Origin of the sequence: Bosea sp. 29B, from assembly GCF_902506165.1 — a bacterium.
Taxonomy (GTDB): domain Bacteria; phylum Pseudomonadota; class Alphaproteobacteria; order Rhizobiales; family Beijerinckiaceae; genus Allobosea.
The window spans coordinates 2629370-2642004 of record NZ_LR733817.1 but is presented as its reverse complement, the minus strand read 5'-3'; the positions used below and the strand labels follow the sequence as shown (position 1 = coordinate 2642004).

The following is a 12635-nucleotide window of genomic DNA, read 5'->3' as shown; positions in this document are numbered from 1 at the left end:
ATGGCGGTTTCGCTCAAGGAGTCCCAAGACGGCGATCTCGGCGAGGTCAGCGAGATCAACGTCACGCCGTTCATCGACGTGATCCTGGTGCTGCTGATCATCTTCATGGTCGCAGCCCCGCTCTCGACCGTCGACGTCGCGGTTGACCTGCCGGTCTCGAACGCCCAGCCGCAACCGCGGCCCGACAAGCCGGTGTTCCTGACCGTGAAGCAGGACCTCTCGCTCGCGCTTGGCAATGACACCGTGCCGCGCGAACTGCTGCAGGCCACGCTCGACCGCCAGACCAACAATGACCGCGAGCAGCGCGTTTTCCTGCGCGCCGACGGGGCAGTGGCCTATCGCGAGCTGATGGAGGTCATGAACCGGCTGCGCCAGGCGGGCTATCTCAAGATCGCGCTGGTCGGGCTGGAGGATACCGGTCAGGCCGCTGCGCCAGGGGCGGGCAAGCCATGATAGTCTCCGCGCCGGATCGCCGCTGGCTCGCCGCGCTGCGCTGGGGCGCTGCGGCGCTGACTGTCGCCGCGGTCCATGGCGGCGCAGCCTGGGTCGGGGTGAACTGGCGCCCGACGGAAGCGGCAGCCGGCGCTCCCGAACCGGCAGTGATGATCGAGCTCGCCGCGCTGTCGGTCGCGCCCGAGGCACCGCCGGAGGACCTGCCGGTCGCGGAACAGCGAGCCGAGCCGGAACCGCCGCCGCCCGAGCCGGTCAAGGAGACGCCGCCCCCGGAGCCCGAACCGGAGCCGCTCCCCGAGCCGACGCCGGTCGAGCAACCGGAGATCAAGCTGCCGGAGCTGCCGCAGATCCCGAAGCTCGACGCCGTGCTGCTGCCGCCTCCGCCCGAACTGAAGCCGGTGGAGAAGAAGCCCGAGCCTAAGCCCAAGATCGTCGAGAAGAAGGAAAAGCCGAAGCCGAAGCCCAAGGTCGTCGAGCGCAAGCCGGTCGAGCAGCGGGCCAAGGAGGCGGTGGCACCGAAGCCCTCCGAGCAGCGCGCCGCCGCCCCGAGCAGCGCCGCTCAAGGCACCGCCAGCCAGCCGACGGTCTCGACGGCGTCATGGCGCGGCTCGCTGATCGCCCATCTCAACCGCTACAAGCGCTTCCCGGGCGGCGCGAGCCCCGGCACGGTCCAGGTCGCCTTCGCGATCGACCGCAGCGGTAATGTTTTGTCCTCGCGCGTCGTCGGCTCTTCCGGCGATTCCGCACTGGATGCCGAGGCGGCGGCGATGATCCGCCGCGCCAGCCCGGTTCCGGCTCCGCCTGCGGGCGTCGGTGGTGGCGGGGCGATCTCGCTCTCGGTGCCGGTGCGCTTCAACCGGTAAGGCTTCGGCTCAGCGCAGGGCGCCTGGATTCTGGATGGGCGTGGTCACGGTATCACCCACCGCCGCACCGGTGTCCTGAATATTGTTCCCGAGATGCTCGAACCTGTCGCCGAGATTGCGACGAGCCTGTGAATCGATCACCGCGACCGGGGCGGAGACGACGATGCCGGCGGCGGTACCGACCGCCGCGGCCGCACTGCCGGTCACCTCGATCAGCCGGTCGCCGAGCCCGATGCGGGAATCGGTGATGGGCTGGCCGTCGACGAGGCGCGTGCCGATCAGCTTCACCACTTCCGGGCTCTCGGCGAACTTGCCGTGGTTGAGCTTGTCGCCGGTGCGCAGCTTGGTCAGGTTCAGGACCGTGATCTTGTCCTGCTCGAACTCGGTCTTGTAGGGCTCGACATCGGGGTCGACGGCGCCGAGGCGATCCTTGCCACCCCAGACCCGACGCGAGACCGCGAGCGCGCGATCGTCCTGCGAGACGAAGAGGGTGAATTTTGGCCGCCGCCCCGTCATTTCCGCGATCTGCGTGCGGAAGACGTCGGCATCGACATCGGGCGAGGCGAGCATGACATTGGCGATCTTCGGCGGAATGCCGCGATTGCGCACAGCCATCTGTGTCAGTGATTCCAGCGCGACCCAGTTGCCCATGGAGTGGGCGAGCAGCGAGACCTCGCCGACGGCCGGATCTCGTGCGAGGTTCTGCAGCAGGCTCTCGAGCGCGTTACGCGAATAGGTCGCGCTCTCGCGATCATAGCCATAGGCAAAGAGCGAGCCGCGCGAAGGCCAGGTGAACAGCACCGGCACGACATCAGCGTCGGAATCGTGGACGATCTGGGCGAAGCGGTAGACTGCATCCTCGAAGCGGTTGTTGAAGCCGTGGACGAAGACCATCACCCGGCGCTTCGGCACGCGCGAGACACGCTCGTGCAGGCGCGCCAGGCCGGTCCTGGCGTCGAGCTTGTCGACCTTGAGGGTGACGAAATCGGTCTCGGGATTGCCAGGCAGCCGGCTCGGCCACTGCACTTCACCGACCTTGCGGCGACTGTCGGGCGGCAGCGAGATCGTCATCTCGACATAAGACGGCTTGCCGCGTTCGCCGGAGAACAACACCCCGGCATCCGGATCGGCCGCGCGCGTGGTCGCAACCAGCATGGTGACCTTGCTGGTGCCGGGCACGGTCGAGGCGACCGGTGTCAGCACGCCCTTCACGTCGCCGGCGCAGCCGGCGAGGAAAACTGTCGCGGCTGCAGCCATGAAGACCCGCCCGGCGGCCGGCATCGGCAGGTCCTTGCGGCGGATCGGCATCATCGACTACCCAGCTTCAGAGCGGCGCCCAGACCATGCTGGCGCGCCACCCGTGACGTCAAGGACGCCGAAGCCACAGTGACGATCAGACCATGTACTGGCCGCCATTGACCTCGATGGTCTGGCCGGTGATGTAGCCGCTCATCGCCGGACTGGCGAGGAAGAGGAAGACGCCGACATTGTCCTGCGGCGTGCCGACACGCTCCATCGGCACGGTCTTGCGCATCGCCTCGATCTGCTCGGCCGTCGAATAGCGCTCGTGGAACGGCGTCATGATCACGCCGGGCGAAACGCCGTTGACGCGGATGCCGAAGGGCACGAACTCCTTGGCCATGCCGCGGGTCAGGTTGAGCACGAAGGCTTTCGAGCTGGCATAGAGCGAGGAGCCGGGCCCGCCGCCATTGCGTGCCGCGATCGAGCTCAGGTTGATCACGCTCGCCCTGCCGCCGGACTTCTTCAGGTAGGGCAGCGCCGCCTTCGAGGCCATCACCACCGAGCGGACATTCAGATCGACGACGCTGTCGAAGAACTCATCCTCGATCTCGGCGATCGGCGTACGCTTAACCAGAGCTCCGGCATTGTTGACCAGCACGTCGAGCCCACCGAGCTTGTCGGCTGCCTTGTTGACGAGATCGACCGCCTGGGCGCTGTCGGCGACATCGGCCTGCAGCACATGCGCCTCGCCGCCCGCCGCTCTGATCTGCGCCGCCACAGCGTTCGCTTCGGCCTCGCTCGACTTGTAGTGCACCACGACGCGCATGCCGTTGGCGGCATAGGCCTTGGCGACGGCAGCCCCGATGCCGGTGCTGGAGCCGGTGACCAGGGCACGCAGCCCCTTGAGATCGTCGAGCATCATTCCTCCCTTGGGATGCAACTTAAATCGTTTCAGGAACGATCTTGCGCGAGCCGGCGCCGAACCGCCAGCGCCGCTTCGGCAACCCGGCCATTCCCGAACGGCCGTTCAAAGGAACTTGGTCATCGCCTTGAACTCGGCGAGCAGCCCGCGCGCCTCATCCGGAAGGCTGCCAGCCGCTTCCTCCAGGCAATGGCCAATATGCTCCTGGATCAGGATCTTGCGGGCATTGGCGATCGCGCCTTCGACAGCCTGCAATTGCTGGGCGATCTCCAGGCAGGAGCGGACATTGGCGACCATCTCGATGGTCGAGCGCAGATGCCCCTCCGCCCGCTTCAGCCGCGTGATGATCTCCGGATGCCGATGATGGTGGATCCGGGCATGCTCTTCGTCCTGCATTCCCTACCCTTCCGTCTTGATCCTATCCTCCCGGGGAGGTTATAGGTCGACGCATCCGCTGAGCAAGCGGCACCCGATCAGGCAGGCGCCGGCGCGAGACCGGGCGCATCCCGATGATCGGGCGGGCGAGGACGAGACGGGCGCCCCCGACCAGTTCCGGCAAGGCCGGACGGCACGGCAGCGCCCGGCCCGTTCCGGATCCGGAGCACCATGTCGTGCCGAGCTTCACCGAATTGCTGGCGCAGGGCGCCGGCCATGCCTGGCTGTTCATTCCGAGCGCGATCCTGCTCGGCGCGCTGCATGGGCTCGAACCCGGCCATTCCAAGACGATGATGGCGGCCTTCATCGTCGCCATCCGCGGCTCGGTGCTGCAGGCGCTGCTGCTTGGCCTCGCCGCGACGCTCTCGCACACGCTCGTCGTCTGGGGGGTGGTCCTCGGCGGCCTCTATCTGACGCGCGACTTCAATGCCGAGGCGACCGAGCCCTGGTTCCAGCTCGCCTCGGGCCTCATGATCATCGCGATCGCGCTCTGGATGCTATGGCGGACATGGGCGGAGCAGCGTGCGCTGCACCCGGCCAGCCGTGGTCTCGAGCATAGTCACGGCCACTCTCACGGTCATGGCCACAGCCACGGACATTCCCACGGGCAGAGCCACGCTCACGACAGGACGGCCGACGACGAGCCGATGGACGCACATCAGCGCGCCCATGCGCAGGACATCCGCAAGCGCTTCGCCGACCGGCCGGTGACGACCGGACAGATCGTCCTGTTCGGGCTGACCGGTGGGCTGATCCCCTGTCCGGCTGCGATCACCGTGCTGCTGATCTGCATGCAGCTGCGCGAGATCGCACTCGGCGCCGTGCTCGTGCTGTGCTTCTCGATCGGCCTCGCGATCACGCTGGTCGCGGTCGGCGTCGCCGCCTCGCTCAGCCTGCGTGCCGCCGAGAAGCGTTCGAGCTGGTTCTCGACCGCCGCGGCGCGAGTGCCATATTTTTCCGGCGCGCTGATCGTCCTCGTCGGGCTCTACACGGTCTGGCACGGCTGGAGCGGGCTGCAGGCGATAAGCCCGCATGCCGCGGCAATGCTGGTCAGCCCATCGCCTGGTTGACCAGCGCAAAACGATGCGCCGGCCCGGGTGCGACCGGCGCAGCCCCGCGCTCCATCACCACGCCGGAGGCGACGAGCGGCAGGCCGCATTCGCCCAGCCAGGCACCGAGGCCGGTCCGAGCCGGCACGTCGATGCGGACGAAATCGCCACGGCGCGCGGCCAGCAGCGCCGCGATCAGATTGCAAGCGGCGGCGTCATCGACCGCGGCGATCGGGCCGATCAGCCAGCCGCGGCCATGCCGGCGCAGGAAGCCAAAGCCGGCCGGAGCGCCGCCGCGCTCGATCAGGATGGCATGGCCGCGCGCCAGCAGAGCCTCGAGGACGGACGCGCGCGGCAGGCCCGTCGCCTCCCCATCGAGCTGTGCCAGCAGCGGCAGGTCTGATGCGGCGGCCGGGCGCATGATCTCGTTCGCCGCGAGAACAGGCGCTGCCAGTTCCGGCCAGTCGCCCTGATGCTGGCGAACCTCGTCGATAGCGATGAAGCCATAGCGGGCATAGAGCGGCTCGCCCTGCGGGGTGGCGACGAGGCCGAGCGTGCGCCCTTCCGTCGCTGCGATCAGCCGCTCGGTCAGCAGCTTGCCGATGCCCTGTCCCTGGCGATCCGGCGCAACGATGATGGTGCCGAGCGTGGCGTGGGTTGCGCCAAAGCCCCACCAGAGCCCGACAGCGACGACCTCGTCCTCGATCGACAAAATGAAGCCCTGGCCGAGCGACAGCGCGAACTCCCAATCCTCGCGGCGATGCGGCCAGCCGATCGCGGCCGAGAGCTTTTGGCAAGCATCGGCATCGGAAAGGCCTGCCGGGCGGAGCGTCAGCTGGAGCGGCTGCATCGGCCGGCCCTCAGCGGCAGAATTCGGCGCAGCCGGACTGCCAGAACGGCGCCTGCCCATCGAGCGCCGGCACCGAGGGGCGTGGCTCGGCGCCGCGCAGGTCCGCGGGCACCGGCACGACCAGCTCCCACCAGCGATGGGCGCATTGCGAGCGGAAGGCCATCTGGTCGCTGATCGACGTGCTCTCGCGTGCCAGCACCGCATCGAGCGCATCACAGGCGCGGCGGAGCGCCGCGTCGTTCGCATCGCCGGGCTCGTTCGCATAGTCATGGAAGGCGGCGGTAAAAGCCTCCATCTCGCGGGCGATATGCGGCCAGTCCTGGCGGCCGAGATTCCAGGCGTCCATCCACTCGCGCACCACAGTCTCGACCGCCTCGGCCTTGGGCTTGCCGGCGACCTTGCGGGCGGTGGTCAGCATATGACGCATCAGTTCGGCGCGGGCATGGAGCTGGCGGGCGGCGAGCGCAGCCGTCTGCATCGCCAGAATTGCGCGCTCGGCCTCGAGCTGCAGCTCCTCGACGAAATGGGCCATCGCTTCCTCCGTAAAATTCTTCGGAGCGGGATTACTGCGAAAAACCGGTTCCCACTTTTCGCATCCCGCTCAAGGCAACGTCGCGAGCCGGTCGAACAGGCGCTGAAACAGCGCCTCCGCCTCGACGCTCGCGACGACATGGGCATTGGCCGGTCGTTTGAGCCGGCCGTTCCAGTCGATCGTGGTGCGGCCCCGCAAGGGGCCGTCGCCGGTCTCGACCTCGACACAACAGTCACGCCCCGAAAAGAGTTCCGGCCAGAGCAGGAAGGCGATCACACAGGGGTCGTGCATGGGATGACCGCCGGTGCCGAGCCCGCCGGGACGCGGACGAGTCAGCATGCCATGCACCGCCCGGCCTGCCGCATTGCCGAAGGTGAGAAGGCGCGCGACCTGCTCGTGCGAGGCGATCGCCTGATGGGTGACGCCGAGCCCGAACATCACGATCGGCCGGCCGCAACCGAAGACGATCGCGGCGGCATGCGGATCGACATGGACGTTGAACTCGGCCGCAGGCGTGATGTTGCCGAGCGCCAGTGCCCCGCCCATCAGCACGATGCGTTTCACTTTCGGCAGCACGTCCGGAGCCAGCCGGAACGCCAGTGCGAGATTGGTCAGCGGCCCGAGCGGGCAGAGCGTGACGCTGTCGTCCGGCGCAGCACGCAGCATGACGATCAGTGCCTCGACCGCGTGAGCAAGCGAAGGCTTACCTCGAGCCGGCGGCAGGTCGGCGCCGGCGAGGCCATCGGGCCCGCAGACGAATTCGGCGGTCGAGAGCGGGAAGAGCAAGGGCCGGTCGGCGCCGGCATGGACGGGCACGTCCTCGCGTCCGGCGAGCTCGCGGATGCGCAGCGCGTTGGCAGTGGTCAGAGCCAGCGGGACATTGCCGGCAACCGTGGTGATCGCCTTGAGGTCGAGTTCCGGGCTGGCGAAAGCGAGCAGCAGGGCGACGGCGTCGTCCTGACCGGGATCGGTGTCGATGACGATGGTTTCGCTGGTCATCTCAGGCCGCCCTGGCGTTGCCGGCCATGATCATGTGGCTGAGATCGTCGGCGCTGAGATCGCCGAGCGGCTGGTCGACGTATTTGCGGCCGGCGCCCATGATGACGACGCGATCGGCGAGCGCGACCACGTCGCGCATATTGTGGCTGATCAGCAGCACCGTCCTGCCGTCGGCCTTGAGCTTACGGATCAGGTCGAGCACGAGAGCGGTCTCCTTGACGCCAAGCGCCGCCGTCGGCTCGTCCATGATGATGATCTCGGCCTTCCAGCGCAGCGCCCGCGAGATCGCCACCGCCTGGCGCTGGCCACCCGAGAGCCGCTCGACCGGCCGGTCCATGTCCTCGACCGTCACCGAGAGCTGCTTGAGGAAGCCGCGCGCCTCCAGCGCCATCCGCTTCTTGTCGAGCACGCGCAGGAAGGGCAGCAGCAACGGTCGCGTCAGCTCCGAGCCCATGAAGACGTTCTGAGCGATCGAGAGCCGCGGAGCTAGGGCTAGATCCTGGTAAATCGTCGCGACGCCATGGCTGAGCGCATCATGCGGCGAGGCGAAGATGACCTCCTTGCCGCGCATCTGAAGCGTGCCCGAGGTCGCCTCCTCGGCGCCGGAAATCACCTTGATCAGGCTCGACTTGCCGGCGCCGTTGTCACCACAGATGGCGACGACTTCGCCGGAATAAATGTCGAGATCGACCTCGCGCACCGCCACGACCGGGCCGTAAGCCTTGCCGATGCCGCGGAGCGACAGGAGGGGTGTGGCGGTCATCGCAGCTGGCTCCGGAAGCACTGCCCGTCATGCTCGCCCTTGTGGCGAGCATCCACGTCTTGAACACGGCCTTCGACCAACGAAGACGTGGATGGTCGGGACAAGCCCGACCATGACGCAACGGTGGCCGGTTCGCCCCTCACTTCAGGAACTGCTGGACGTTATTCTTGTCGACCAGCACGGCATCGGTGAAGAGATAGGGACCGGAGGTGATCGTCTCCTTCGGCTTCTTGTCAACGACGATCGTCTGGATCGCGTCGACCGCCTGCTTGCCCATCTCCTCGAACGGGATCGAGACGGTGGCGGTGAAGGTCGAGGCCGGGTCGGCGATACGGGCATAGGTCTCCTTGCCGCCATCGACCGAGACCAGCGGGATCTGACCCTTCTTCACACCCTGAGCCTGCAGCAGGTCGTCGATGATGTAGGCCTGGCCGTCGAACGAGGCCCAGATGCCGTTGATCTTGCCCTGGTTCTGCAGCAGCAGCGCCTGCATGCCGGCGCGGACATCGTCGCGCCAGCTCTGGGTGCGGGCCATCGAGAACTTGCCGAGCTCCTTCACCGCCTGGTTCTCGGAGAGCACATTGTCGAGCAGCTTGCCGCGGATACGCGAGGCGACGTTGAGGTCGAAGCGGGCGGTGACGATATTGCCCTGATAGCCGAGCTGGCCGAGCAGATAGAGCGCGGCCTCGGCGCCGACCTTGTACTCATTGGTCTGGATGTCGAAGAGCGCGTGCGGGCTCGCACCCGACTGCACGGTGATCACCGGGATCTTGGCGTCCTTGGCAGCCTTGAACTGGGCGTCGGCCTCGACCGGCTTGCCCATGGCGATGATGATCGCATCGACCTTCTTGGCGATCAGCGCGTCGAACTGCTCGGCATGCTTGGGCAGCGCCCCTTCCGAGTTCAGCAGCGTTACGTTCCAGCCTTTGGCCTTGGCCGCCGCGGCGGCGGCGTTGGCGACGCGGGCATGCGTCTCTGACGAGAACTGGAAGCCGATGACGCCGAGCTCGAAGGCCTGCGCCCCCTGAGCCATCGCGACGACGGCGGCGGCCGCCAGCAGAACCTTCCTCAAACCGACCATGACGACCTCTCCCCTCGTTGTCGTTGTGAACTGTCAGACCTTGAACGCCGCCTTCTTCAACGCGCTGGCCGAGAAGGCGACCGAGCCGATGATGATGACGCCGAGAACGATGTCCTGAACGTAATAGGCTGCGCCCATCAGCACCAAGCCGTTGCCAAGCACCTTCAGGACCAGCGCGGCGAAGACGGTGCCGGGGATATTGGGCTTGCCGGGCTCGAACATGGTCATCCCCAGCAGCACGGCAGCGATGGCATAGAGCAGGTAGTCGCCCGCCATGTTCGGCGCTGCCGAGGACAGGTTGGCGGCGAGCAGCACGGCGGCGATGCCGGCACAGAGCCCGGTCAGCAACAGGCCGATGCGCTTCATCCTGCTGGTGGCGATGCCGGAGAGCCGAGCCGCCTCGTCGGCCTCGCCGGTCGCGACCATATGGGCGCCGGTGCGGGTCCATTTGATCAGGCCATAGGTCACGAGCGTGACGGCGGTGAGCCAGAGCACGAGATTGGGGATGTCGAAGCTCGTGCCACGCGCAAGCCCGGTGAACGAGACCGGCCAGCGCCCGACGAAGGCGACGCCCTGCGTGATCATGAACGCGAAGCCCCGCGCTATCGCGGCCGTGCCGAGCGTCATGATCAGCGAAGGCACGCGCAGCACCGTGACGCCATAACCATTGGCCGCGCCGCAGAGGAGGCCGACCAGCAGCCCTGCAGTGACAGCGAGCGCCGGGTGCTGCTGGCCCTGGATCAGCCAGCCGGTGACGACGGCCGACAGGCTCGCGACCTCGGCGATCGAGAGGTCAAGCTCGGAGACGATCAGGGCGAGCGTGAAGCCGAGCGCCAGGATGGCGAGAAAGCTGGTATCCTTCAGCACGTTGACGATGTTCATCGTCGTCGCGAAATTCGGCGCGAAGGCGACGAAGAAGGCGATCAGGACGAGGCCGGCGAGCGCGGTGCCGTAGCGGCCGATGATCTCGCGCATCGTCAGGCAGTTCCCTTGGCGATCGCCGAGATCGGCGAGAGGATCTCGATGCCGCCGGTGACCGGGAGCAGCGCGCCGGTGACGAAGGCGGCAGCCGGCGAGAGCAGGAAGGCGATGACCCCCGCGACATCCTCGGGACGGCCGAGGCGACCGAGCGGAGTGCGCAGCGAGGCGCCCTCGACCAGCGCGTTGAACTGACTGGCGAAGCCGCCACGCACCATCGGCGTGTCGATGATCCCCGGCGCGACCGCGTTGACGCGGATGGCATGACGCCCGAGCTGCTGGGCCATGCCATAGGTCAGCGTCGCGACGCCACCCTTCGCCGAGCCATAGGCGAGGTTCGCCCCGCCATTGCTATGGGCGATCGAGGAAATGTGGACGATGGCGCCGCCCTCGCTTTGCTCGATCATCCGCCTGGCGGCGGCCTTGGAGACGCGGAAGACAGCCGAGAGGTTGATGTCGACGAGCTTGTCCCACTCCTCGTCCTCCATCTCGACCATCGGCACCGGGCGCGAAGCCCCGGCACCTGTGACCAGATTGTCGAGGCGACCGAAGCGCTCCACGGCCAGCTCGACCAGCGCGCCGGCAAGGTCGCGGTCGCGGACATCGCCGGTCATGGCGGCGACATCGGCACCATCAGCTTGCAAGCGGTCCGCGAGTTCGAGCAGCGGGCCTCCCTCCAGCCCGGAGAGAACGAGCCTATGCGCCGGGGCCAGCGTCATCGCGAGCGCGCCGCCGATGCCGCCGGAAGCACCGGTGATGAGGGTGACGGGCTTCGGCATCAGCCGGCCCTGCCGACGACCGGAGAGAAACGAAACGCTACAGCGCGACAGGGACGCGGCATGGACCTCTCTCTGGAGATTGGTTCCATCTGGGTAAGGCGCAAGCTCCTCAGCCGCAACGTCAATCGGCGTGCAGGCTCGTGGCCGCAGACGCATGGCGCGCGAGATCGGCAAGCGCCCCGCTCTCATGAGCGCCAGCGACGAGATCGCGCGAGATCGGCGCCAGCGCAGCCTCGGCCCGGCGAAACAAGGAGAAGAGCACGTCATAGACCGGTTTGCGCGCGGGATCGGGCTCGAAGCGGCGGGCAACGGTGACGAGCGCCTGCTGCGCGTCGGCAAGGGAGGCGAAACGGCCGAGCCCCGCGAAGGCAATGATCGCCGCACCGAGCAGGCCCGGCTCCCGGGAGGCCGCGACGACGACGGGCCGGCCGCAGAGATCGGCCTTGATCTGGCTCCAGACCGGATTGGCCGCTGCCCCGCCGCCGAAGCGGATCTCGCTCGCTTCCCGCCCGAGCGCGGTTTCGGCCCGCTCCAGTACGATCCGGTTGAGGCAGGCGACGCCCTCCAGCACGGCATAGGCGAGATCGGTCGGCTCATGCCGACGGTTCAGGCCGATGAGGGCACCACGCAAGGACGGGTCCCAATAGGGCACGCGCTCGCCCTGGAGATAGGGCAGGAAGAGCAGCGGCTGCGAGTCGCGTTGCCGCGAAAGCAGGGCATCGATCTCCTGCCCCACCGCCGCCCCATCGCGCCCGAGCAGCGCCAGCAGCCAGGAGACGGTGTCAGCGCCGGTCTGGCTGGGGCCGCCGAGCTGGAACAGGCCGCGCCAATCGACGGTGAGCAGGCCTTCCGCCCGTGCCGGTTCGCGGCCGACCACACCGAGCACCTCGGTGGTGCCGGAAATGTTGTAGGCGAAACCCTCGCGCATCGCGCCGAGGCCGACAACCGCCGCCCAGGTATCGTTAGAGGCGCAGAACACCGGTTTGCCGGCGAGGCGACCAAGCGGCGCAGGCAGGCCGGACTCGACCGGGGCAACCTCATCCCAAGGCTCCAGCATCTCCGGCAGGATCGAAGCGGGAATGCCGGCTGCCGCCAGCAGACCGCGGCCGTCATGCGAGGCGGCCGCAGCCAGCAAGCGCGCCATCGAGACGGGATCGCTGGCCCGTCGGCCAGTCAGGCGGAAATTCAGATAGTCCTTCGGCTCGAGCAGGCAGGCGAGCTTGCCAAAAGCCTCCTGCTCTTGCTCGCGCAGCCAGGCGAGGCGGGCGAGTGGATGGAAGGCATTCACCGCGGCGTTCTCGGGATGGGCAGGATCGAGCCGCTCGCGCAGACGCACCGCGAGCGCGTCGGCACGCGTATCCTTCCAGGTCATCGTCGGGCGCAGCGACCGGCCATCCCCGCCGAGGAAAACTTGCGTGCGGGTGACGCCGCAGATCGCGACGGCCTCGATTGCATCGAACAGTGCCGGTGCCTCGGCTGCCAGTCTGGCACAAGCCTCGACCAGCAGGGTCCACCAGGCATCCGGCTCGATCTCGGAAGCACCCAAGCGATCGTCACGGCTCACCGGCCCGGCAATGGCGTGCTGGGCGCGGATGGCGCCGGTGTCATCGACAAGGGCAGCGCGGAAGGAGGTGCCGCCGAGATCGCAGGCGAGGACGATGCTCATGCCCTCGCCGTGCGTCAGGAACA

At 67.8% G+C, this 12635-nt stretch carries 14 protein-coding genes; 3 read left to right on the top strand and 11 right to left on the bottom strand.

Annotated elements, in window-relative coordinates:
• Entirely contained in the window at positions 1-453 is a 453-nt protein-coding gene (gene exbD, locus GV161_RS12930; protein ID WP_152015881.1) for a TonB system transport protein ExbD, read from the top strand.
• Complete coding sequence (locus GV161_RS12925) at positions 450-1316, top strand: TonB family protein (protein ID WP_152015882.1); 867 nt, start codon at positions 450-452, stop codon at positions 1314-1316. Before exbD ends, GV161_RS12925 begins: the two co-directional genes overlap by 4 nt.
• Before the next feature lie 9 nt (positions 1317-1325).
• Here GV161_RS12925 and GV161_RS12920 read toward each other — a convergent pair whose 3' ends face one another.
• From GV161_RS12920 to GV161_RS12910, 3 genes are all read right to left on the bottom strand, one after another.
• The gene (locus tag GV161_RS12920; RefSeq protein WP_244624205.1) at positions 1326-2573 is read right to left on the bottom strand and encodes an alpha/beta hydrolase; all 1248 of its coding nucleotides are present in this window, start codon (positions 2571-2573) and stop codon (positions 1326-1328) included.
• Between the two features lie 136 nt (positions 2574-2709).
• Positions 2710-3477 (bottom strand): SDR family oxidoreductase, encoded by a 768-nt coding sequence (locus GV161_RS12915; RefSeq protein ID WP_152015883.1) that lies wholly within the window; start codon positions 3475-3477, stop codon positions 2710-2712.
• Between the two features lie 108 nt (positions 3478-3585).
• On the bottom strand, positions 3586-3876 hold the full coding sequence (locus GV161_RS12910) for a metal-sensing transcriptional repressor (protein ID WP_152015884.1): 291 nt from the start codon (positions 3874-3876) through the stop codon (positions 3586-3588).
• 215 nt (positions 3877-4091) lie between these two features.
• Between GV161_RS12910 and GV161_RS12905 the strand changes: the two genes are divergently transcribed.
• Complete coding sequence (locus GV161_RS12905) at positions 4092-4985, top strand: nickel/cobalt efflux transporter (protein ID WP_152015885.1); 894 nt, start codon at positions 4092-4094, stop codon at positions 4983-4985.
• On the opposite strand, the gene GV161_RS12900 is transcribed toward GV161_RS12905, so the two are convergent.
• From GV161_RS12900 to GV161_RS12865, 8 genes are all read right to left on the bottom strand, one after another.
• Entirely contained in the window at positions 4966-5814 is an 849-nt protein-coding gene (locus GV161_RS12900) for a GNAT family N-acetyltransferase (RefSeq protein WP_159650247.1), read from the bottom strand. The two genes, GV161_RS12905 and GV161_RS12900, sit on opposite strands and share 20 nt — an antisense overlap.
• A 10-nt stretch (positions 5815-5824) precedes the next feature.
• On the bottom strand, positions 5825-6346 hold the full coding sequence (locus GV161_RS12895) for a hypothetical protein (RefSeq protein ID WP_159650246.1): 522 nt from the start codon (positions 6344-6346) through the stop codon (positions 5825-5827).
• A gap of 69 nt (positions 6347-6415) precedes the next feature.
• A complete protein-coding gene (locus tag GV161_RS12890) occupies positions 6416-7345 on the bottom strand; it encodes a nucleoside hydrolase (protein ID WP_152015887.1) in 930 nt (309 codons plus the stop codon).
• A 1-nt stretch (position 7346) separates the two neighbouring features.
• Positions 7347-8108, bottom strand: coding sequence for an ATP-binding cassette domain-containing protein (locus GV161_RS12885; RefSeq protein ID WP_152015888.1), 762 nt, complete (start codon positions 8106-8108; stop codon positions 7347-7349).
• 139 nt (positions 8109-8247) lie between these two features.
• Complete coding sequence (locus GV161_RS12880) at positions 8248-9189, bottom strand: sugar ABC transporter substrate-binding protein (RefSeq protein WP_152015889.1); 942 nt, start codon at positions 9187-9189, stop codon at positions 8248-8250.
• A gap of 33 nt (positions 9190-9222) precedes the next feature.
• The gene (locus GV161_RS12875; RefSeq protein ID WP_152015890.1) at positions 9223-10164 is read right to left on the bottom strand and encodes an ABC transporter permease; all 942 of its coding nucleotides are present in this window, start codon (positions 10162-10164) and stop codon (positions 9223-9225) included.
• A 2-nt stretch (positions 10165-10166) separates the two neighbouring features.
• The gene (locus GV161_RS12870) at positions 10167-10946 is read right to left on the bottom strand and encodes an SDR family NAD(P)-dependent oxidoreductase (protein ID WP_159650245.1); all 780 of its coding nucleotides are present in this window, start codon (positions 10944-10946) and stop codon (positions 10167-10169) included.
• A 121-nt stretch (positions 10947-11067) separates the two neighbouring features.
• Entirely contained in the window at positions 11068-12612 is a 1545-nt protein-coding gene (locus tag GV161_RS12865) for an FGGY-family carbohydrate kinase (protein ID WP_152015892.1), read from the bottom strand.
• Between the last annotated feature and the right edge of the window lie 23 nt (positions 12613-12635).

What these genes read in the sequence shown, in the direction of transcription:
- GV161_RS12900 (WP_159650247.1), bottom strand. Translation starts at nt 5,814, where the DNA reads ATGCAGCCGCTCCAGCTGACGCTCCGCCCGGCAGGCCTTTCCGATGCC.
- GV161_RS12880 (WP_152015889.1), bottom strand. Translation starts at nt 9,189, where the DNA reads ATGGTCGGTTTGAGGAAGGTTCTGCTGGCGGCCGCCGCCGTCGTCGCG.
- GV161_RS12875 (WP_152015890.1), bottom strand. Translation starts at nt 10,164, where the DNA reads ATGCGCGAGATCATCGGCCGCTACGGCACCGCGCTCGCCGGCCTCGTC.
- exbD (WP_152015881.1), top strand. Translation starts at nt 1, where the DNA reads ATGGCGGTTTCGCTCAAGGAGTCCCAAGACGGCGATCTCGGCGAGGTC.
- GV161_RS12920 (WP_244624205.1), bottom strand. Translation starts at nt 2,573, where the DNA reads ATGGCTGCAGCCGCGACAGTTTTCCTCGCCGGCTGCGCCGGCGACGTG.
- GV161_RS12910 (WP_152015884.1), bottom strand. Translation starts at nt 3,876, where the DNA reads ATGCAGGACGAAGAGCATGCCCGGATCCACCATCATCGGCATCCGGAG.
- GV161_RS12890 (WP_152015887.1), bottom strand. Translation starts at nt 7,345, where the DNA reads ATGACCAGCGAAACCATCGTCATCGACACCGATCCCGGTCAGGACGAC.
- GV161_RS12925 (WP_152015882.1), top strand. Translation starts at nt 450, where the DNA reads ATGATAGTCTCCGCGCCGGATCGCCGCTGGCTCGCCGCGCTGCGCTGG.
- GV161_RS12895 (WP_159650246.1), bottom strand. Translation starts at nt 6,346, where the DNA reads ATGGCCCATTTCGTCGAGGAGCTGCAGCTCGAGGCCGAGCGCGCAATT.
- GV161_RS12865 (WP_152015892.1), bottom strand. Translation starts at nt 12,612, where the DNA reads ATGAGCATCGTCCTCGCCTGCGATCTCGGCGGCACCTCCTTCCGCGCT.
- GV161_RS12885 (WP_152015888.1), bottom strand. Translation starts at nt 8,108, where the DNA reads ATGACCGCCACACCCCTCCTGTCGCTCCGCGGCATCGGCAAGGCTTAC.
- GV161_RS12870 (WP_159650245.1), bottom strand. Translation starts at nt 10,946, where the DNA reads ATGCCGAAGCCCGTCACCCTCATCACCGGTGCTTCCGGCGGCATCGGC.
- GV161_RS12915 (WP_152015883.1), bottom strand. Translation starts at nt 3,477, where the DNA reads ATGCTCGACGATCTCAAGGGGCTGCGTGCCCTGGTCACCGGCTCCAGC.